The sequence below is a fragment of the Vibrio sp. LB10LO1 genome, assembly GCF_010092875.1.
GTDB classification, from domain to species: Bacteria; Pseudomonadota; Gammaproteobacteria; order Enterobacterales; family Vibrionaceae; genus Vibrio; species Vibrio campbellii.
In genome coordinates, this window is sequence record NZ_JAADJW010000022.1 from 56,708 (window position 1) to 76,362 (window position 19,655).

19 protein-coding genes are annotated in these 19,655 nt (G+C 44.4%); 10 read left to right on the forward strand and 9 right to left on the reverse strand.

Annotated elements, in window-relative coordinates; all coding sequences use genetic code 11:
* Position 1 precedes the first annotated feature (1 nt).
* Complete coding sequence (locus GXP65_RS16200; protein WP_162093265.1) at positions 2–985, reverse strand: rhodanese-like domain-containing protein; 984 nt, start codon at positions 983–985, stop codon at positions 2–4.
* A 301-nt stretch (positions 986–1,286) separates the two neighbouring features.
* Between GXP65_RS16200 and GXP65_RS16205 the strand changes: the two genes are divergently transcribed.
* The 3 genes from GXP65_RS16205 to GXP65_RS16215 all read left to right on the forward strand — a co-directional run bounded on the left by GXP65_RS16205 (position 1,287) and on the right by GXP65_RS16215 (position 4,498).
* Positions 1,287–3,092 carry a sensor histidine kinase gene (locus tag GXP65_RS16205; RefSeq protein WP_162093266.1) on the forward strand — a complete coding sequence of 602 codons (1,806 nt, stop codon included), beginning with the start codon at positions 1,287–1,289 and terminating at the stop codon, positions 3,090–3,092.
* Positions 3,082–3,678: a response regulator gene (locus GXP65_RS16210; protein WP_162093267.1), complete on the forward strand. Its 597-nt coding sequence runs from the start codon at positions 3,082–3,084 to the stop codon at positions 3,676–3,678. The genes GXP65_RS16205 and GXP65_RS16210 overlap by 11 nt, the downstream gene beginning before the upstream one ends.
* 151 nt (positions 3,679–3,829) lie before the next feature.
* A complete protein-coding gene (locus GXP65_RS16215; RefSeq protein WP_162093268.1) occupies positions 3,830–4,498 on the forward strand; it encodes a hypothetical protein in 669 nt (222 codons plus the stop codon).
* 92 nt (positions 4,499–4,590) lie between these two features.
* Here GXP65_RS16215 and GXP65_RS16220 read toward each other — a convergent pair whose 3' ends face one another.
* On the reverse strand, positions 4,591–5,034 hold the full coding sequence (locus GXP65_RS16220) for an META domain-containing protein (RefSeq protein ID WP_012128273.1): 444 nt from the start codon (positions 5,032–5,034) through the stop codon (positions 4,591–4,593).
* 220 nt (positions 5,035–5,254) lie between these two features.
* On the opposite strand from GXP65_RS16220, the gene GXP65_RS16225 reads away from it, so the two are divergent.
* Positions 5,255–5,503 carry a DUF1289 domain-containing protein gene (locus GXP65_RS16225; RefSeq protein WP_010646041.1) on the forward strand — a complete coding sequence of 83 codons (249 nt, stop codon included), beginning with the start codon at positions 5,255–5,257 and terminating at the stop codon, positions 5,501–5,503.
* A 118-nt stretch (positions 5,504–5,621) separates the two neighbouring features.
* On the opposite strand, the gene GXP65_RS25490 is transcribed toward GXP65_RS16225, so the two are convergent.
* Both GXP65_RS25490 and ushA read right to left on the reverse strand, forming a co-directional pair.
* Positions 5,622–5,843 carry a hypothetical protein gene (locus GXP65_RS25490; protein ID WP_038889567.1) on the reverse strand — a complete coding sequence of 74 codons (222 nt, stop codon included), beginning with the start codon at positions 5,841–5,843 and terminating at the stop codon, positions 5,622–5,624.
* Positions 5,844–6,229: 386 nt separating this feature from the next.
* The gene (gene ushA / locus GXP65_RS16235) at positions 6,230–7,924 is read right to left on the reverse strand and encodes a bifunctional UDP-sugar hydrolase/5'-nucleotidase UshA (RefSeq protein ID WP_162093269.1); all 1,695 of its coding nucleotides are present in this window, start codon (positions 7,922–7,924) and stop codon (positions 6,230–6,232) included.
* A gap of 349 nt (positions 7,925–8,273) precedes the next feature.
* On the opposite strand from ushA, the gene GXP65_RS16240 reads away from it, so the two are divergent.
* Both GXP65_RS16240 and GXP65_RS16245 read left to right on the forward strand, forming a co-directional pair.
* Entirely contained in the window at positions 8,274–8,978 is a 705-nt protein-coding gene (locus GXP65_RS16240) for a GNAT family N-acetyltransferase (protein WP_162093270.1), read from the forward strand.
* Positions 8,979–8,993: 15 nt separating this feature from the next.
* Positions 8,994–9,509, forward strand: coding sequence for a GNAT family N-acetyltransferase (locus tag GXP65_RS16245; protein WP_010646035.1), 516 nt, complete (start codon positions 8,994–8,996; stop codon positions 9,507–9,509).
* A 232-nt stretch (positions 9,510–9,741) separates the two neighbouring features.
* On the opposite strand, the gene rplY is transcribed toward GXP65_RS16245, so the two are convergent.
* Positions 9,742–10,020, reverse strand: a complete 279-nt coding sequence (gene rplY / locus GXP65_RS16250; protein ID WP_005529240.1) for a 50S ribosomal protein L25 — start codon at positions 10,018–10,020, stop codon at positions 9,742–9,744.
* 422 nt (positions 10,021–10,442) lie between these two features.
* Here rplY and GXP65_RS16255 point away from each other — a divergent pair, with 422 nt between their 5' ends.
* Entirely contained in the window at positions 10,443–11,177 is a 735-nt protein-coding gene (locus tag GXP65_RS16255) for a glycosyltransferase (RefSeq protein WP_162093271.1), read from the forward strand.
* Positions 11,178–11,191: 14 nt separating this feature from the next.
* Positions 11,192–12,487 carry an LssY C-terminal domain-containing protein gene (locus GXP65_RS16260; RefSeq protein ID WP_162093272.1) on the forward strand — a complete coding sequence of 432 codons (1,296 nt, stop codon included), beginning with the start codon at positions 11,192–11,194 and terminating at the stop codon, positions 12,485–12,487.
* A 90-nt stretch (positions 12,488–12,577) separates the two neighbouring features.
* Here the strand turns inward: GXP65_RS16260 and GXP65_RS16265 are convergent, their stop codons facing one another.
* From GXP65_RS16265 to GXP65_RS16275, 3 genes are read right to left on the reverse strand one after another with little or no spacing between them, the layout of a single operon-like run.
* Complete coding sequence (locus GXP65_RS16265; protein ID WP_038891384.1) at positions 12,578–13,927, reverse strand: ATP-binding protein; 1,350 nt, start codon at positions 13,925–13,927, stop codon at positions 12,578–12,580.
* Positions 13,917–14,576: a response regulator transcription factor gene (locus GXP65_RS16270; protein WP_005442273.1), complete on the reverse strand. Its 660-nt coding sequence runs from the start codon at positions 14,574–14,576 to the stop codon at positions 13,917–13,919. Before GXP65_RS16270 ends, GXP65_RS16265 begins: the two co-directional genes overlap by 11 nt.
* Before the next feature lie 41 nt (positions 14,577–14,617).
* Entirely contained in the window at positions 14,618–15,037 is a 420-nt protein-coding gene (locus GXP65_RS16275; RefSeq protein ID WP_005431952.1) for a hypothetical protein, read from the reverse strand.
* 245 nt (positions 15,038–15,282) lie between these two features.
* On the opposite strand from GXP65_RS16275, the gene GXP65_RS16280 reads away from it, so the two are divergent.
* Positions 15,283–16,695, forward strand: a complete 1,413-nt coding sequence (locus GXP65_RS16280; protein WP_240335009.1) for a GGDEF domain-containing protein — start codon at positions 15,283–15,285, stop codon at positions 16,693–16,695.
* 57 nt (positions 16,696–16,752) lie between these two features.
* On the opposite strand, the gene GXP65_RS16285 is transcribed toward GXP65_RS16280, so the two are convergent.
* On the reverse strand, positions 16,753–18,507 hold the full coding sequence (locus GXP65_RS16285; RefSeq protein ID WP_162093273.1) for a DEAD/DEAH box helicase: 1,755 nt from the start codon (positions 18,505–18,507) through the stop codon (positions 16,753–16,755).
* Between the two features lie 74 nt (positions 18,508–18,581).
* Here GXP65_RS16285 and rsuA point away from each other — a divergent pair, with 74 nt between their 5' ends.
* On the forward strand, positions 18,582–19,283 hold the full coding sequence (rsuA, locus tag GXP65_RS16290) for a 16S rRNA pseudouridine(516) synthase RsuA (RefSeq protein ID WP_162093274.1): 702 nt from the start codon (positions 18,582–18,584) through the stop codon (positions 19,281–19,283).
* Positions 19,284–19,655 lie beyond the last annotated feature (372 nt).

Consider the following 19,655-nt stretch of genomic DNA (forward strand, 5'->3'; position numbering starts at 1 on the left):
ATTAGCTCTTGCCGTTGATAACGTTCACTTCAGGATTCTTTTGCTCGTAGTGAGCGTGGCTGTACTCGATCCATGAGCCGTCGTAGTTGTAGACGCCTGTTGCACCGAGGACTTCAGTAAGAATCATGGTGGTGTGGGCAGAGCGAACACCAGATTGGCAGTAAGCGATGACTTTTTTGCCTTTGATGATGTCGCCGTAAAGGGCTTGCAGTTCTTCTGCTGATTTCAGCGTCGTGTCTTCGTTCAGCGCTTTAGTCCAGTTAATGTGAACACTGCTTGGGATTGTGCCAGGGCCGTACGCGCCAGAAACTGCAACCTCACCGTTGAACTCGTCGTTGCCGCGAGTATCTAGGATCACCCAATCAGGGTTGTTTTGCGCAGCAATAACCATGTCTAGCGTCGCTAGGGCATTGTTATCTTGTTGTGCGTTAGGTGCGTTGTATTCAACCGCTGCCACGCTTTGGTTTGCAGAGCCTGTCGGATAACCAGCGCCCATCCAAGCGTTCAAGCCACCGTCAAGGTAACGAACGTCTTGGTGACCAAGATTATGGATTTGCCAGTACAGGCGAGCTGCATCGTGGTGAGAGCCCGCTGCATAAACCACGATTGTGCTGTCTGCTGTCGCGCCGAAGCTGCCTAGAATCGTTTCCATCTCTTCTGTGCTGTTGCTCATACCACCGAAGTCGTAGGCGTCTTCAGCTGCTGAGTAATCGTTACGCCACATAGTGTAAGAGCCAGAAATAGGGCTATCTGGTTTGATAGGATTTAGCGCACCGATCACAACCACGTCTTTGTCACCGTCCATCAGCGACTTCAGTTGTTGTGCAGAAATGAAGTGTTCTGGGTGAGCGTACTGTGTGAACTTCTGCTCTTGAGCAGCAGCATCCACAGTCACAGCCTCAGCCGAAAACATCGTATTGTAAGCTGAGTAGCCAACCGCTGTAACAGCGGCGAACACACTCAACGCAATCGTCGATTTTTTCATGAGTTGCTTCCATATATTAATTTAAAGTTTTGCTGCCGAACCTTCGATGGTTCGACAGATAGAATGCTTTTGAAGGGGGAGTACAGGCATGAACGTTTTTTATTCATTTTGGGTGTTCATGATTTAAAACAGGTGAAAATGCGCTCTACCCCTTTATGGGTAAGGCATTCTGAGGAAATCGTTTAAATGGCGATATTGTGGTTTCCCACAATAATGATGTGGGATTGATCTAAAGCAACAAAGTAGCAGGGGAGAATGGTGGTAAAATGCGCCACAGCCGTATTTTTGTAGTATTTTGTAAGTGATTGATAATTATTCTCAAAAGTTTATTCTTTTCATTTTTGCTCTCTCTTTTTTCTTCACCTCTTTTGCTTTTGCTCATGACCAAAAAGTACAGAGAACAGACTACGATGTGGGTGTTTTAGCGCTGCGTGGACACGCACATGCGCGAGAAGCATGGCAACCGACTTTGGATTGGCTGGAAACTCAGAATCCTGGCTATCAATTTAACCTACATACTTACGATTTCGACCAGCTTGAAGATGCATTTTTGCACGGTTGGCTCGACTTCATTCTAACTAGTCCAGGGCAGGCGACCAAACTTGCTCGCGAATACCCAATCAACTGGTTGGCAACGCAGAAAACCGCTTACAGTGATTTACCAAATAAGTCGATTGCTTCGGTGGTGGTTGTACGTGAAGAATCGCCTTTTAAAACACTGAAAGACATCAATAAAGCCAATGTTGCGGCGGTATCGGAAAAAGCGTTTGGTGGTTTTCTCGCGCTGCGTTACGAGCTCGATAAACTGGGCTACTTCAAATCATCATTCTTTGAAAAGATCCACTTTACTGGCCCACCGACGGATCAACTGATTTTGAACGTGATCGAGAACGATCTCGATGTGGCGATCGTTCCTGCTTGTACTTTGGAGAACATGGCGAAAGAGGGGCGTATTCAACTGCATAACCTACGTGTATTGAATGAGAAGCGTCCTGCAGATTCAGTTTGTGCGGTGAGTACGCCACTGTACCCAAACTGGACGATGGCGATGACGGAACGCGCACCAGTCGATGTTGGTCAGATGGTGGCACAAACTCTATTCGCAATGCCAGAAGACCACCCGGCAGCGGTTGCTGCAAACAATGTTGGTTGGATGCTGCCTGCACCGAGCATTAATGTAGATAAAGTTTACAAGCACTTAGACATGCATCCGCTGCAAAAATCTTGGGGACAAAAAGCGCAAGAGTGGCTGCATAAGAACCAAGCAATAGCGATGGCGTCTTTACTGACTTTACTGTTGTTGACGGGCTATCACTTTTGGCTGGAGTGGAAGTTTCAGCGCAGTCGCGAAACACTAAAAACCACCATGAACGATTTGCGCCGCAAGAGTTCCATGCTTGAGCACGCGCAGCGAATCACCATAGTCGGTGAGCTTGGTAGTAGCCTCGCGCATGAAATCAATCAACCTCTGGCCGCGATAAAGAACTACAGCCAAGGGGCTAAGGTACGTATGGAGCGAGGTGCGACTGCCGAAGAGATGGCCCCAATCCTAGATAAAATTCAACAGCAGGTCACTTCTGCAAGTGACATTATTCAGCGCCTTCGTAGCTTGATAAATAAAACGCCAATTGAAAAGAGCTGGGTGGATTTAGCTTCGTTAATTGAAGAAGCAATGAAGCTGGTGGATTACGAGTTTCAACGTCACCGAATTCAATTGGGAGTGCTGTACTCTGGCGAGCCACAAAAAGTCTTTGCTGACGCAACTGGTCTACAGCAAGTCATTCTCAACGTTCTGAACAATGCAAAAGACGCCTGTTTGAGCCATGTGCCCAAGCGCGAAGACTTGTTTGTGGATCTCCACGTTAGCTTTTGCGATGAGATGGTGATTATCGATGTGATGGACAATGGCATTGGTATCGAAGAGCAAGAGACACCATTAGATCAAGCCTTCTACACCACCAAAGAAAATGGGCTGGGCTTAGGTTTGGCCATTTGCCGTGATGTGCTTGATGCCCATCAAGGCAGCATTCAATTTAGGTCAATTGATCCAACAGGGTGTCAGGTGACCATCGTTTTACCGTATCAGGAGGCTTGTCATGAGTCGTAACCTTTGTTCGCTTTATATCGTTGATGATGAAGAACCAGTATTAGAGTCCATGGTGTTTCTGTTAGAAAGCTATGGCTATGAGGTTGAGACTTTCTCTAGCGGGATAGATTTTCTAAATGAGGTCAACTTGTCTGCACCTGGCTGTGTTTTGCTCGATAGCCGCATGCCAGACATGCGTGGGCAAGATATTCACCAAATAATGAACGAGAAACTCAGCCCAATTAGCGTGATTTACCTGACTGGACATGGCGACATTCCAATGGCTGTGGATGCGCTAAAAGATGGCGCACTCGATTTCTTCCAAAAACCAGTCGATGGTAACGCTCTGGTTGTCGCCGTAGACGATGCGATGGCACAGTCGATCAAAAACTGTGAAAAGCTTGGTGCAAAACAAGTTCTACAGAATCTGACTAAGCGCGAAAGAGAAGTGCTTGGCTTAGTGGTGAAAGGGATGAAAAACCAAGAGATGGCGGACTTATTGTGCGTATCTTTGAGAACGATTGAGGTGCACCGCTCTAACGTGATGAAGAAGCTCGAAGCAGAGAGCTTAGCGGTGTTGATCCATAAAGTGGGGCATTTAATTTAGCTTCAGTGTATTTTGGTATCGATACATGAAAGTATTTAGGTCGAAATATTCATTGTAACCTAATGATATTTAGGGAAAGGTTTGCTCAATTGGTATCAGGAAGATAACATCAGCAACCAGAATAAACCTTAATCTTGGCTAGAACTTAACTATGTTTGTCGATACCGTTAAAAGCGCTTTTTCTTCTCTGAGTACTCATAAACAAGCGATCGCAAAAGCAACTGCGTTACCCATCCTCCTCTCAATTATTCTGGATCTTCTATTAAGCAAATCAGAAGGTGACGGTGCTACTGTCTTAGTGCAAATTTTGATGGCATTACTGTCTGCCATTGTGGCTATCAACGTACACAGCATCATTTTGAAAGGCCCTCAATCGGTACCTCAGTGGGGGCGTTTCACCTTTGGAAAGATCGAAATGTGGTTTATTGGCCACTACTTGGCAATGACAATCGCCGTTGTTGCGGTTGCGGCGCTTTTCGCAATGATTAATGTGGCACTTGCCGCCATCGCGTTGCTGGTGTTAGGTGTTATTTGCTGTCGACTGGTACTTGTGTTTCCAGCGATTGCCATCGGTAAAGGTGTCTCTTTCCCTTATGCATGGAATCTGACCAAAGGCCATACTTGGTACATGATGAGCGTGGTTATTTTAGTGCCGCTTCTGTTCGGGTTGGCTATGTCGCCATTGGCGTTTTTGCAACTGCCTTTCCTAATGAGTCTACTAAGCTTTGTAGTCACCATTATCGGGATTACAATTCTGTCTAAGGCGTATGAGCAATTGAGTGGTTTTGACGGGGAGTCTTATTCTCAGCAGTCATTCTGATTATAAAAACCGAAAGTAAAAAAAGCAGCCATTGGCTGCTTTTTTAGAGACTTATTCTGTCAGAGACCGATTGCCTCGAAACGAATATGGGATTAGTTTACCCAATCACGCAATTCGAACGTTAGTTCGTGGTCTGCGTTTTTCAATACTAGACCTTCGTTAGTCAGAGTAATGTCGCTCCAATCAGAAAGCGTTTCAGACATTACTTTTTCAATCTTCATTTGGTCTTCCATACACATCTTCATGGTCATGCCCATTTTCTCGATGCGTAGTTGGTTGTCTTTCAGTTCTGCTTGACCGAAGAAGTTGTTACAACCAGCGTTGCCGTTTGCAGTTAGGTTTTCACCAATCTCTAGGCGAGGAGCTTGACGCTCTTCTGCAGCGATGTTTTTGCCATCGATTTGAACCAACTGCCAGTTGTGGTGTTGTAGATCTTGAGCCGTAATTTCTTTCACATTGTCACCGTTGCTAGCGCATGCAGTCATTAGAACTGGAAGTGAGATTGCTGCTACTAACGTTTTTAGGCTAAGCTTCATTTTATTGACTCCGTTTTTAGAAAACGTGGTAAGTATAGGTAATAAAACACTGTTTTTGTCAGCATACGGTTATGGTTTCGTATGTTTTTAAACACGGCGTATTTTATAACAGAGATCCCATTCTCGGTATTGAAATTCACCGAAAACTTCGAAATTTCTTATGGTTATTTGATTATAAACGTATCGGACTCAAATAAGTGAGCGGAAGAACGGGTTGAGCATGGAGCAATTGGAGTTTTTTACCGTCCCAAGTCCTTGTGTCGGAGTTTGTACGTCTGACGAAAAAGGTTATTGCAAGGGATGCATGCGTAAAAGAGAAGAGCGGTTTAATTGGCTGAGCTTTACTCCTGCGCAGCAGTTGCACGTAATTAAGCTGTGTCGTCAGCGATACAGAAGAAAGGTATTAGCAGGGAAGGGGAAAACAGAGTTGCCTCAAGATGATGCCTCACCGCAACAAGATCTGTTCTAGTTATTCATCCTATCGTTCTCGTTTCATAACGATTCCCGGCCCAGTTTGAAATGATCATCCAAAAGAGAGCCGGGAAATTCCTATCCATTTTCTCGCCCAACAATATGAGCGATTGGCGTTATTTTAATGACCATTGGTCGCTTACCCAGCCTCCTGCTTGTTCGTCGAAGTGACTCCCAGCGAAGCGGTGATTTTGTTCTACCTCTAATTTACTTGTGGGCAATTCATCCATCAATTGGTGAATGTATTTTGCCATTGGGTCAGTACACGCTTCACGCTCTTTACGGGTGACCACTTCTTTAATTATCTGCAGTCTATAGCTGTTGCTGGCTCGTTTCATTTTTGACCTCCAGAACTCGATGGCAGCAGTTTGAACATATTGGCGTTCAGATCGCTGCTCATTAGCGAGAGCGTAGAAGCCCATCGCTTTCGTTTGAAGTCCGAGAGACAAATTGTTTGAGAGCAGTGTTTGTAACGCCATTCACATCTTTCCCAGAATCATTTTCTGTGTGAATCCAAAAGATTCCTAAAACTCAGTTAATGAATCTGCTTATTTGAAAGACCTTATCAAACATAGAAGTCTCGAACAGGGGCGTCAATAACACAGATGAACAATTTTTGAACGATTTTTGAAGGTGGCGTTTTATCAGAGATTTAGCGCCAATAAAAAAACCGGAGCCGCTTGGGCTCCGGTTGGTCTTAGAGTCAGTCTGACACGCCTTTTATTTACTCAGCTGCGATTTCACAACCAAGTGGGCTGTCTGAGTTAGTGTAGACGATTTCGCCTTGTGGCTCGTAGTTGCTTACTTGTACTGTACCAAGAGTCTCTAGGTAGCTGTACATTACTTCTGCGTCAACGTTACCAGTGTTAATTACGTTAAGTGCAGGGTAACCATCACCACCCGCAGCGTTGAAGCTTGGTACGGTAAATTTATAAGTTGCCGCTGTGTCGAAATCTTTGCCATTGATCTTGCTGATTTCAACTTTCTTAGCAGTACAGTCTACAGTCATATTTAGACCTGCCAGTTGTGCGTACGCACCCGATCCACGTTGCATTGTCGCAACCACGTTCAAGTAATCGACGACTTGAGCGCCAGTCATCGTGGCTACTGTTACCATATTGCCAAATGGTTGAACTGTTAGTACATGGCGGTAAGCAATCGGACCTGCTTCAATTGATGCACGAACGCCACCTGAGTTCATAACCGCAAAATCGGCTTTTTGATTTTCTTGGTGAGCAGTTGCGATCAAACGACCTAAGTTAGTTTGTTGGTAGCGAACTACTGCGCGGTCACCTTCCAGCTTGTCGTCAGAGGTAGCAATTACCTTATCTAGTTCATCTTGTCCTTTATCTTGGAAGTATTGAAGACGTCCTTGAAGAGCAAGGTCTGGCTTGATTTCTGTGCCAATGAATTCTAGCTCACCCGCTTCGTTTTTACGTTTTAGGTTTACAGGAACTAGCTCATAACCAGCAAGGTGAAGTTTACCGTCGTAGTATTCGAAGTCTGCTTTACCAACGTACTTACCCCATTCGTGCGCTTGCATGATGTAAGTACCGTTTTGTTGGTCTGGTTTGCAGTCATCACCAGGTTCGAAGTCAGCGTATCCTGAACCATCTGGTTCCATACAAACAGGGTTTTGCGAATGACCACCGAAGATAGCTGCAAGTTGCCCTTCTTCGACTGCTTTCGCCATCGCTACATCGCCAGGTGCATTTGAACCGTGCTGACCATTTTCATAGTGACCCATATGTGTCGTAGCGAAAATGAAATCGACAGGGTCATCTTTGTAGGTTTCTTTGATTTCTGCAATTACCTTCGGCATTTCTTCTGTTGGTTTGGTAAATGTCAGGTCAGAGATAAACTCAGGGTTACCGATTTTTGCCGTATCTTCTGTTGTCATACCTACAACAGCTACACGAAGGTCACCAAGCTCAAAGATTTTGTAAGGTTTGAAGTAGCGGTCGCCATTTTTATCATAAATGTTGGCAGCAAGCATTGGGAAGTTTGCCCAAATACGTTGCTTTTCAAGAACGCTAAGAGGGTTATCAAATTCGTGGTTACCAACTGCCATAGCATCATAGCCAATATCGCTCATACCTAAGAAGTCAGGCTCTGCATCTTGTAGGTCTGATTCAGGAACACCAGTGTTGATGTCACCACCAGAGAGTAGTAGGGATGAGCCGCCATTTGCTGCAACTTCTTGGCGCATTTGATCAATCAGTGTTTTACGCGCAGCCATACCATACTCGCCGTCTTCGTTATGCCAGAAGCGACCGTGGTTGTCATTGGTATGTAGAATTGTGAACTTGGTACATGAATCTGCTGTGTCACAGGTCACTGGAGAGTTGTCGCTGTCTGAGCCACATCCTGCTAGCGCAGCGCCGACCGAAAGTACCAAAAGGGATTTGGAAAACTTCATAAGGGATCCTTTCTTTGTGATTTTGTTATTGTTACGGCCGTGAAATATACGGAATTAGTGTGAAACTTTAGTGATCTATATCTTATTTACAGTTCTATCGGATACAGGAATTAACAGGCCTGCAAGGCATGTCGCCAAATAAACAGAAATTGTATTTTGGAAGGTGGTTATTGCTTTTGTGTCTAAATACGTGAGCAGTTTAACTGAAAGTGTTTTGTTTTTGTGAATCAATAAAGATTTTGGTGAGATATAAAGCGAATTTTGATGATTATTTTAGCAAAATTATGTCTCATTAGTGCTTGAGAAATAAATAGTTAGAATTTTCTGTACACTGTATTGAGAGAAAGGGATGCTCAAAAAAACAACCACGCTTTCCGCGGAAATCGATTGCTCTTGGCAAAAGCAGTTCAAAGTGAGCTGTAATTTGTACAATGGCTATTCATATGACCCTCACTATTGGCAAAAGTTCTCCGATCTTTGTGCTGTATTTTTATACCAATCTGACGGCTGCACGTTTATATCTTGCCCCGAAAATCTATGGGACAAAATTAAACATGTTCAGCCAAGTGAACTCGAGAAAAGATTAAATAATAAGCAATTGTTCTGTGAATACGACGATGTCGACTACTATTTATTTAATGACGGCAAAATTAATCAAGACGATGGGATAATTTCTCTCTCTATTGAGTCTGATCTCGAGTTACTTGAATCGTTTGTAAGTCGAATGAGTGAAGAAGATATCCTCAAAGCGGATTTTGACCTCGATAGCCATTTCTTTTATGGCATTTTCGATAACAAAGCGTTGGTCGCTGTGCTGGCTTCTTATTGTTATAAAGGGAAAGAACCGTTTGAGTCTTTATCCATATTGGTTTCTCCTGAAGCAAGAGGGAAAGGGTATGGGAAACGGCTGCTTGCTCATTTAGTTAGTGAGGTGAAGTCGAGGCAGCGTAAAGTTAGATATCGAGTAAATATTGAAAACACGCCTTCAATAAAGTTGTGCCAATCTTTGGGTTTTGAAGCGTACAGCCGTCAAAGAGTATTTACTCCGGAGTGATAAGAAAGGCAGGCAATGGGATATACAGTTAGAAATGCAGTGAGAGACGAGGCGGATCAGATCGCCAAAATACACGTTGATTCATGGCAGGTTGCCTACAGAGGACTGATGCCACAGAGCTATATTGACCAGTTTACTCGAGAGCGTCGAGAGCGAATGTGGACGAGAGTAATGACAGAGCAACTGGCAAACCTCATTGTTGTAGAGAAGCAGAAAGAGATCGTCGGCTTTCTAAGTTATGAACTGCCTAATCACTCCAGCGAAGACAAAACTGCGATTGTGACCTGTTGTTATGTGTCGCCTTTGTATTTCGGACAAGGAGCAGGCAGTGCGTTGTTTGATGAATTGGAAACACGATTACTCTCAACGCCAGTGATGCAAATTAGCCTTAAGGCACTAGACACCAATAAGCAGGGACTCAATTTCTACAAGAAGTGTGGTTTTGTGCGCTCTGGTGAGGAAGAGTCGGAAGTGATTGATGACATGACGTTGAACGATGTGACGCTGGTGAAGTACATAGCGCGAACCTAATTGTCTCAGCTGAAATTCGTTTTCACTGAAATACCCAATGCAAAACTTGGTCGATTCGAGAGTTGTTTATCAGATTCGAAGAGTAGGGGACATTTGCTTCTGCCCTAAATAGTAAAACCCCGGAGGTGGTAAGTCTCCGGGGTTTTGAAATTTTTTAGATGTCTCGGTTGGTAAGTCCGATAATCTTTATGCAAAAGGTTTGGATTTTATCCGTTAATTCCTTGGTAGGGAATTAGATACGGATGAAGTCCATGTGCTCAACTTTTGGCTTGAAAGCGTGACGTTGAACGTCTTGTGGCTTAACTTTAACTTCAGCGCCGTCGATCACTAGAACGATACCTTCGTAGAACTCAGGCTTGTCCATTTGGTTAACGATGTCGTCGTGGTTAAGAACGATAGCAACTGCTGCTTCTTCACCGCCGTATACAACTGCAGGGAATTTTCCAGCGTGACGTAGGCGGCGGCTCGCACCTTTACCTAGTTCAGTACGTACTACTGCTTCGAATTTCATAGTATTTACTCTCAAATTAGTAAAAAATAAAACTTTACAAACACAATGCGACCTTGTGTTCGTAGTAAAGCTTGAAACAGGAACTGTTCAAGCGAGCGCGGATACTATCATCCTGCTCCACATTCAGCAACCAAAATTGTACCTAAATCACCAAAAAGCCAGTAATTCTTCTTTAAGAAGAGTGTCTGTTTTGTGGTGTCGGCAAAACTTTGTCCGCATTGCGCTGATTTTAACCTATTTGGCTTTTTGTCAGCACGTTTTTATTTGCCTAGGACTCAATCCTCTTTCCAGGTTAATTCATTCATTAACGACATCTGTTATTCACAAAATGAACGCAAAATGAATGTTGACCTCAGTAACCGTTAAGTCAGCCGGTTCTATTCTCCATTGTACATAAACGGACAACCTCAATGGAGCACATTATGAATCCTATCAGTATCGTGATTATTACCCTTAATGAAGAAAAACGTATTGGTCGACTACTTGAAGATTTAACCAAACAAACTCACCAAAACTTTGAAGTGATCGTGGTGGATTCGAACAGTGAAGATTCGACACGTGAAGTTGCACAAGCTTACGAAAGCGCATTGCCAGAACTGACAGTGCACTGCATGGATACGCGTGGTGTCAGCCTAGGACGTAATACAGGTGCAGAACTGGCGAAGTATGAACGTATTCTTTTCTTAGATGCGGACGTGCGCTTACCGAGTGATTTTTTGAGCCGCGCGATGAGTAAACTTGAGGACGCGAAGCTAGAAGTTGCTGGTGTTTACATGGGCTCAAAAAATCTGCCAATGGCACATAAGTTGGGTTATGGCATGTTTAACGCGGGATTGTTTATTACTCAGTACACATTCCCAACTGCAGTAGGTGCTTGTATTTTCTCTACCAAACGCGCACACAAAGAGATCAACGGCTTTGATGAGTCTATTACACTTTGCGAAGATTGTGATTACGTAAAACGCGCTTCTAAAACATGGCGTTTCCGTTTCTTGCCGATGACGTTTGAATTCGATCCGCGCCGCCTTGAGCAAGACGGCTTCTTTAAGATGGGCATGACCTATTTCAAAGCCAATGTACGTCGATTCTTCTTTGGCGAGATGCGTAACAACGAAATGGAATACAAATTCGGTCACTACAAAGATCAACATTCGTAATCGTCGGAGGCTGCATGCTGGAAGCAATCAGTCTGTTTTTCGGAGCATTTCTGGATGCGACGATTGGACCTAATCTCTTTGTCCCGGGCGAGCCGTTTTTGCTCGCTGCGGGCTATCAATTGCACCAAGGTGTGATTTGGGGCGTTGTCGCTGTTTTGTTGGGCGGTTGGATTGGCGATCAACTCAGTTACTTTATTGGCAAGCGTTCTGGCTCTAAAGCACAGAAGAAGCTGATTCGTTGGCAAGCCAAGACAAGGCGTCCAATCGCTCGTTGTCGTTTGTTGATGAAAAAACGCGGCAATGCCATTTTGATCTTTGCACGCTTACTCGGACCTGTTGCTTGGGTCGTGCCATTTATGGCGGGTACTGCGAATGTTAGTTGGAAGCGTTTTACTGTCTGTTCATCAATTGGATTGATACTTGGTGTTGGGCAATTTGTCGTTGCTGGGTATTTGCTTGCTGCGGGTCTTAACACATGGATTCCACTTGATTCCATAAAGTTCATCCTTGTTGAGCATAAGCTTCTTATTGCCTCAGTACTCATCGCTTCTGTATTCGCTCTTGTGGCTTGGAAGAAAAATTGGTCACGTAAATGGACCAAATCCATAACGGCGTTAGTGTTCTGTTTAGTTGCTGCGAATTATGGACACTTTTTCTATCTAGCAGACGACAATATTGAACAAACCGATGTCACTGGAAATCAATCGATAGTCCTTAATGATATCGGCTTTAAGGTTTATCCGGGGCGCTCGAATGTGTTTGACGCTCAGGCCGTAAATTTGGTCTACGTCGGTGAATCACCGAGAACCTTAATGCAAGAACTCGGTTGGCTAGAAAATCAAACCTTTTCAAGAAACGACATTGAGTTGGCAGATTATGCGAGCTTATTGAAGCAAAAGCTGCCACCTGTGTCGGATTTGTTTTGGAATGGCAAACCACAAGCGATGGCATTTCAAGAGCCAGGAAGTTTGCTAAAACGCTCTCATGTACGCTGGTGGCAAGCGGGGTTAGAATCAAAGTCAGGTCAACCGATTTGGGTGGGTGCGATTAGTTACGATGACGGTCTAAAGTTGGCGCATTACTCGGGCATTGTGACGGTTTTGCATCGAATAGATCCTAATGTGGACAGCGAAAGGGATCGTCTAGCGAATCAAATTGAAGTCAGTCATTTAAGGCTAGTGGGAGAGTTACATTCTTTGGCACAACCTGTTGCAATGGACAGTAAGCATGACTATTACTCTGATGGAAACGTGTTGTTGATTAGCGAGCCATCATTAGCCCTAAACTTATCCAACCAAAAAGCTATCTAGATACAAAAATGGCACCTAGCGAATAATTCGATAAGTGCCATTTTAAACCCTTGCAGTAAATAACAGGCGTAGGTGATAGATGTGAGTTACTTAAGCGCGGCTCTTTTGCAGAATCAATGTGGCCTTTAAACCGCCCATTTTGCTCTCTGATAGTTCAAGCTGGCCGCGGTAACTGTGCGCCATTTCACTGACAATGTTTAAGCCCAAACCAGAACCTGGCGTGGTTTCATCCAGTCGGTAGCCACGCTTTATGACTTGGCATAGTTGCTCGGCAGGAATTCCCGGGCCGTCGTCTTCAACGATAATATGAATATTGTCCTTATCTAGCGTTGAATGAACACGAATGATGCTGTTGGCCCACTTGTAGCCGTTCTCAAGCAAGTTACCCACCATCTCATCTAGGTCGGTTTTCTCTACGGCGACGTTCAATTCAGAATCAAGCTCGTTAATCAGTGTGACGTCACGGTGTGCGTATACCTTGTCAAACGCCATGGATATGGCATCAACGCGCTCTGAAGGGTTCGATTTCACTGAAAGAATATTCATAGAGCCAGCCATACGAGCGCGACCTAAGTGGTAATCGATGTGTTGTTGGATTTGTGTGATTGGCGCGTTCAAGCGTTCTTGTTCTTCAGGCGTGAAGTTTTGCACCTCGTTTTTTAAAACGGAAAGCGGTGTTTTCAGCGCGTGAGATAAGTTTCCTGCATGATTACGTGCACGTTCAAGCAGCTCTTGATAGTGAAAGAGCAGGGCATTAAGGTCAGAAATCAAAGGGGAAATTTCTTTCGGGTACTCTTCTTCCAAGCCTTTTTTATTGCCTGATTTAAGCTCGGCTAACTCTCTTTGCAGCTTGGTCAGCGGGCTTAAAGACCACGCGATTTGCAGCAAGATAACCGCAAGAACACCAGCAAAGAGCAATCCTAGAATGATCCAAAGCTGACCCGTTAAAGACTGGATTGTGCCTTCAATTGGATCTTCGTCAATGCCGATGATGACATCAATGGGACCGTCGTAATCTGGCAGGTAAAGGGTCTTTTTCAACGTGATAAGCTTTTCATCACGAGCGCCAAAGGCGTCTTTATCCAATCCTTTGTACTCAATTTTCTTATCCCACAACGATCGCGAACGTTCTAAGCTCGTTTTGGTGGAAGCACTCCAATAAAGGCCACTGTATGGGCGACTGAATCTAGGGTCGGAAAGTTGGGTTGAGAGAGTGAGTTGGCCTTGGCTGTCGACTTCGAGCTGGGCGGCAATCTCGTCCATGTAGACATTCAATTGGGAGCGAGTGTCATCCACCATATAGCTATAGACTTGGGTGGGGATCGTTACGCCCGCAGCGAGGATCATAGCCGTTAGCCAGACAACCGCCGCCAGTACTAAGCGGCTTTTGATACTCAGCCGCTTAAGAATGTGCATAGGTAGCCTGTGTTTACTCGGCATTCAGTTGGTACCCCAGTCCGCGGACGGTTTTGATGATCTTTGGCGCGATTTTCTTACGAATACGACCGATGAAAACTTCAATGGTGTTTGAGTCACGGTCGAAGTCTTGCTTATAGATGTGCTCCACCAATTCGGTACGAGAAATGACTTTTTCTGGGTTGTGCATGAAGTACGCGACTACTTTATATTCCAGCGCGGTTAAGCTGACCGCTTGTCCTTGCCACAGTACTTTTGAGGAGCGTGTATCTAAACTCAAATCACCAATTTGCATGACAGGTGAGGCGTTACCCGAAGCGCGGCGCAATTGGGCTCGAAGTCGAGCTGTTAACTCAACCATTTCAAATGGCTTAGTCAGGTAGTCATCGGCGCCAGCATTCAAACCCTCAACACGTTGAGATAATGTGTCACGGGCACTCAAAATCACAACCGGTGTATTAATGTTTTCATCTCGAATGCCTTTTAGAACCGTTAAACCATCGAGCTTCGGCAAGCCTAGGTCTAGCACAATAGCGTCCCATTCTTCTGAGGTAGCACGGTAAAGCGCATCGATACCATCTTGGGAAAGTTCTGGCACCCAGCCATTGTTTTCCAACGTTTCTAAAATTTGTTCGCCTAGGCGAGGTTCATCTTCGACAACAAGTATTTTCATATTCTTTCTTCTTATTATGCTTGGTAATTATTTTCACTTAATTATTGTGGCTTGAGGGCTTTGTTGAAGTTACGTCCTTTTATCTCGAGCATTTCTAGCGTGGCGGCGTCGTATTCCACTTTTATCACACTGTCATTGAACAAGATTTTCAGCTCGTAAACCCATTCGTCATCGTCTTCCTCAAGCTCTACCTTAATAATACGCCCATACAGATCATTCTCCACTGCTTCATACATATCAGAAAAAGGGCGAATGTAGCCTTTCTGAACCGCGCGATAGACTTCATCCTGATCTTCATCGAACTCGATTCGTGTTCCTGGCTTTTCGACGTCACGAACAATGGCATGGCCGTCTTTGTCATCATGATGATCATGGTGAGACGCAAAGCTTGGTGCAGACAATAAAAGCGGTACTAACCCTAGCAGCACGGAAAGTTTGCGCGGAGTGAAGGAGATAGACATAGCAAAGCCTTTTTTGGAGAGTTAGCAAAATTATATCGGCTCGTACATGAATGGAAAGTGAATACAGATCTTAGTTTGAACTTATTTGTATTGAGACAAGCGCATTCGAACTGCTTGAAAAAACGCATTAAAGTGGCGCATTAGGCATAATTGGTTTTCAATTAAATGATGCTGCCTATAGCTATATAGCAAGTGACATGTATATTTTTTGCCCGTCTGACAATTAACATAATTACAAAAAATGATTGATTGCAAAACGTATTGATGAGTTGGTTGGAACGTGTTTTCAAATCAAACAAAAGGCGGTTCAAACAAACAGAATGTTACTTTTAAAGTTATCCAAGCGTTCACTATCGATAGCTATTGCAGTATACCTTGCTGTCGCATCTTTAATGTCGATAGTTGCCATGCACCAAAGTAAAAGGGATTTTGATGCGATCGCAAACTACTTTGAGCTGTATAAAAGTTCGGCAATTATTGCTGGCTTGTTGATAGAGTCTAAGCTTGATGAACCTAGTGTTGAGATCTCAGCAGAGGAGTTGGAAGCTTCTCAAAGAATTCAATCATTGGACAATAATAAGTTGACCAACGACGAGCTTGTGGCGTATGAGGTTTTAGGTGATCTTTTACAGTATAACCATAAGCTTACAGAGCGTCCGAATATCAGTGTCTATTACCGTTCCTATACAGGAAAAAAGCTGGTTTTTGCAAAGCCTAATGAAGACTATAAAATTTCAGATCAAATGTTTGATCCTCTGATTTGTGGCCCTGCCCGAATATGTTCATTGAATATGCATGACACGGAGTTAGCCGATAGAGTCGTTATCTCAGACAGCTACCTCGGAAATTTAGGCACTGATACATTTACTGTAACGAGCCCTGTTTATAAAAATGATGGGATCATTGGTGATGTGGTGGTTGATATTCGAGTGAACTACGACCATTTAGATGGCCGTACTGTTGAAACCAACTTAGTTAATGGTTTTTACTACGTCACCGTGGGCTTTGAAAATTATCCTTTTTCAAACCTTGCTGGGGCTTTGATCCTGCCAATCGATAATGACAGCGCGATCATTTATCAATTACCCATTATTAAAGTATTGATTGATAATTTGTGGGTTCTGTTTGTTACTTGGGCAATAGTGGGTACCTTTCATAGACTTTATGCTTCTAACGTTCAACATCGAAGTCACCTAGCGCATGCCATTAAAAATGCAAGTATTGATGAGTTGACCTCTCTGTATAATCGTAAGGTTTTTGAAGACAGCGACTTTGAAAATGCGATTAAAGAAGGCCATTACGCGGTCATTTTAATTGATGGTAAGAAGTTTAAGCAGATCAACGATACGCATGGGCATAAGGCAGGAGATCTCGCACTCATTCATATTGCGCGCACAATTAAGTCTACGTTTAGGCAAAGTGATTGGTTGATACGACTCGGTGGAGATGAGTTTGTCGTCGTGATGCCACTTTGCCCTTTGGAGTCAGCAGAAAGACTGGCGACGAACCTGAGAGAAAATATTGTCGCTCGACCTCTGGTGCGCTATGGCATCAGTGTCCAGGTCACAACAGGTGTTGCTAAAGCAACGAGCGAAGAAACGTTAATGGATGTGATTGAGCGCGCTGACCAAGATATGTATCAATATAAGGACGTATAATCTGCTCTAAAAAAACAGCGCCGTAAATAGGCGCTGTTTTCGTTTTGACTCAAGCCGTCATTGTTTTAATTCATCTTCGAAGATCTTGTCGCGCAGCTTCCAGAAACGGCCTGACTTACGGGCAATAACAAATTGCGGCAGACGGAAACGATGCTGGTTGGCTACTACTTTAGTTGGCGACGCTTCTTCAAACGGACGATGTTTATCTGCAAGGTGGGGACGAACAAACTGGTCTTTGAAGGTTTGCTTCTGTTTTTTGGTATTCAGTGACCAGAACTCATGCACCAATGCGTTCCCTTCGCCTTGGTAGGTTTCACCAGAATACGTCACTTTCAACAGTGGCTTGCCATCGCTAGATTTAAACACCGTCAAATCCATTTCAGTGCATTCAAAGATCAGCGCATCTTTTAGATTTAATGCCTCTTTGAGCTTTTTGTCTGGGTCAACGAGTGTGGCATCACACTCATGGCAAATACGCGCTGCAATATCGTTATCAGCACCGCATTCACCGCAATATTTGGCTCTAAAGCGGTATCCACAGTGTTCTCGCTCGCCAGTTTCATCATCTTCAAAGTACCCTTGGCAACGGCGACCAAAGTGTTCCAGCAAAAAGCCATTGCTGTCTAACTTGCCCCAGAAGTTGTTGTTAAAGCCACAAGCAGGGCAAGGGATGGTGATTATTTCACTAGTGGAGTCTGGCTTAGGATCACCCACTTCAGGCTGGTACAGGTCATAGTTATTGCCAGCGTAATCCAGCACGAGACATTCTGATTTACCTTCCGACAGACGCAACCCACGTCCAACAATCTGTTGATATAAACTGACGGATTCGGTTGGGCGCAGAATCGCGATTAAATCCACATGTGGCGCATCGAAGCCCGTGGTCAGAACGGACACGTTGACCAAGTACTTTATCTCACGATTCTTGAACGATTGAATGATGGCATCACGCTCTGGTGTTGGCGTATCACCAATCACAATCGCGGTATCGCCTTCTGGCAACAGGCCGTGGATTTCTTGTGCATGGCGAACCGTGGCTGCAAATACCATTACGCCTTTGCGTTCTTTGGCGTATTGAATGATTTGCTCAACGATTTGTGGTGTCGCACGTTTGGCTTTGTCGATCACCATGTCCATTTCCGCTTCTTTGTACCGACCCGTATTGGCAGGCTTTAGCTGCGAGAAGTCATAAGATAAGACGGGGGCGTCCATCATTCGAGCAGGCGTTAAGAAGTTTTCATCCAATAAGTAACGAATAGGGAGCTCGAAGATACAGTCGCGGAAAAAGCGTGATTCTTCCGTTCGAACCTGTCCACGGGTGTGGTACTGATAAATCCATCCCATACCCAAGCGATAAGGTGTGGCGGTTAAGCCTAATACTTTGATGCCGGGATTGAGCTCTCTTAGATGAGTGATCACTTTTTGATAGCTACTGGTTTTCTCGTCTGGCACGCGATGACATTCGTCAATCACCAGTAAAGAAAACTGGTTCTTGAAAGAATCCAGATTGCGCACCACGGATTGAACCGAGGCAAACACCACTTGCTGATCGGTCTCTTTACGTCCGAGACCTGCCGAGAATATTGAGCCTTTTAGTCCGTAACCTTCGTACTTGGCGTGATTCTGTTCCACCAGCTCTTTTACGTGAGCAAGTACCAGTACTCGACCTTTTGCAAGCCTTGCTAACTCTGCAATGACCAAGCTTTTACCCGCACCAGTAGGCAGCACAATGACCGCTGGTGTGGTGTGTTTACGAAAATAGTGAATCACCGCTTTTACAGAGTCGGCTTGGTAGGGGCGAAGGGTATACATGAAAATCTGTGAAATTGCTCAACTATTCGAATTAGGATCGCTATAATACCCGACCTTAAACATTAGAGGTATTCATGCGTTTAGATAAATATTTGTGTGATGGACTGGGTGCGACTCGCAAGCAGGCAACTAAGATCATCAAAAGTGGCGAAATAACGGTTGATGGTGAAGTACAAAAGAGTGGTGCATTCAAAGTACCAGAAGGTGGTGTGGTTGAATGGGAAGGGCGCGAAGTTGGTGCTCCTGGCCCTCGTTACATCATGTTGTACAAGCCTGCGGACTTTGTGTGTTCGCATGAAGATGGGCACAACCCAACGGCGTTCGTTCTACTGGATGAGCCAAAGGTAGAAAACTTGCACTTTGCTGGTCGTTTGGATGTGGACACTACCGGTCTTGTGCTGATCACAGACGATGGTCAATGGTCGCACCGTATTACGTCACCAAAACACAAATGTGAGAAGACGTACCGCGTATGGCTTGTGGATGCGATTCAACCTGATTACGTTGAGAAGTTTGCCGAAGGTATTGAGCTACGCAACGAGCGTGAGCCAACACTGCCAGCACATCTTGAGATCGTGAACGAAGCCGAAAACGAAGTGCTGCTAACGATTGTGGAAGGCAAATACCACCAAGTGAAACGTATGTTTGCTGCGCTTGGTAACAAGGTTGAACAGCTTCACCGTGAACGTATTGGTTCTATTGTGCTGGATGAAGCACTTGAGCCGGGTGATTACCGCTTCTTAACAGAAGAAGAAGTTGAATCAGTTGTAAAATAACTCAATCTGGTTGGAAATAATCACTGTTCTGGGAAATTGTTTGATTCCTGATAGGAACTAGTCTTTTGATGAGAAATCACTCAGAATGGTGGTTCCTACCAAATAAGTCTTAGTGTCTGAGTAAGATGCTTATTCGCCGCTCGTAAACGCAGGCATAACTGTATTTAGTCTGAGAAATCCTTTTCTCTTGTTGGTCCTTACTGACGATAAGTACAGACGGTGTTCATATCACCGCCTCTTCGTTTTAGCTCGGTTACTTTGTCGTTCTGCATACTGATCATGCAGTTTTTAGCGTCGAGTTAGTCAAGACCATCTTGGTATACTTTCGTCTTTTATGATCTTCTCAATAGTAAGGAGACTATGCGCTGTAAT

Excerpts from the sequence above, each read along its gene's own strand:
- GXP65_RS16200 (WP_162093265.1), bottom strand. The coding sequence starts at position 985 with ATGAAAAAATCGACGATTGCGTTGAGTGTGTTCGCCGCTGTTACAGCG.
- GXP65_RS16210 (WP_162093267.1), top strand. The coding sequence starts at position 3,082 with ATGAGTCGTAACCTTTGTTCGCTTTATATCGTTGATGATGAAGAACCA.
- GXP65_RS16215 (WP_162093268.1), top strand. The coding sequence starts at position 3,830 with ATGTTTGTCGATACCGTTAAAAGCGCTTTTTCTTCTCTGAGTACTCAT.
- GXP65_RS16220 (WP_012128273.1), bottom strand. The coding sequence starts at position 5,034 with ATGAAGCTTAGCCTAAAAACGTTAGTAGCAGCAATCTCACTTCCAGTT.
- GXP65_RS16225 (WP_010646041.1), top strand. The coding sequence starts at position 5,255 with ATGGAGCAATTGGAGTTTTTTACCGTCCCAAGTCCTTGTGTCGGAGTT.
- GXP65_RS25490 (WP_038889567.1), bottom strand. The coding sequence starts at position 5,843 with ATGAAACGAGCCAGCAACAGCTATAGACTGCAGATAATTAAAGAAGTG.
- ushA (WP_162093269.1), bottom strand. The coding sequence starts at position 7,924 with ATGAAGTTTTCCAAATCCCTTTTGGTACTTTCGGTCGGCGCTGCGCTA.
- GXP65_RS16240 (WP_162093270.1), top strand. The coding sequence starts at position 8,274 with ATGCTCAAAAAAACAACCACGCTTTCCGCGGAAATCGATTGCTCTTGG.
- GXP65_RS16245 (WP_010646035.1), top strand. The coding sequence starts at position 8,994 with ATGGGATATACAGTTAGAAATGCAGTGAGAGACGAGGCGGATCAGATC.
- rplY (WP_005529240.1), bottom strand. The coding sequence starts at position 10,020 with ATGAAATTCGAAGCAGTAGTACGTACTGAACTAGGTAAAGGTGCGAGC.
- GXP65_RS16255 (WP_162093271.1), top strand. The coding sequence starts at position 10,443 with ATGAATCCTATCAGTATCGTGATTATTACCCTTAATGAAGAAAAACGT.
- GXP65_RS16260 (WP_162093272.1), top strand. The coding sequence starts at position 11,192 with ATGCTGGAAGCAATCAGTCTGTTTTTCGGAGCATTTCTGGATGCGACG.
- GXP65_RS16265 (WP_038891384.1), bottom strand. The coding sequence starts at position 13,927 with ATGCCGAGTAAACACAGGCTACCTATGCACATTCTTAAGCGGCTGAGT.
- GXP65_RS16270 (WP_005442273.1), bottom strand. The coding sequence starts at position 14,576 with ATGAAAATACTTGTTGTCGAAGATGAACCTCGCCTAGGCGAACAAATT.
- GXP65_RS16275 (WP_005431952.1), bottom strand. The coding sequence starts at position 15,037 with ATGTCTATCTCCTTCACTCCGCGCAAACTTTCCGTGCTGCTAGGGTTA.
- GXP65_RS16285 (WP_162093273.1), bottom strand. The coding sequence starts at position 18,507 with ATGTATACCCTTCGCCCCTACCAAGCCGACTCTGTAAAAGCGGTGATT.
- rsuA (WP_162093274.1), top strand. The coding sequence starts at position 18,582 with ATGCGTTTAGATAAATATTTGTGTGATGGACTGGGTGCGACTCGCAAG.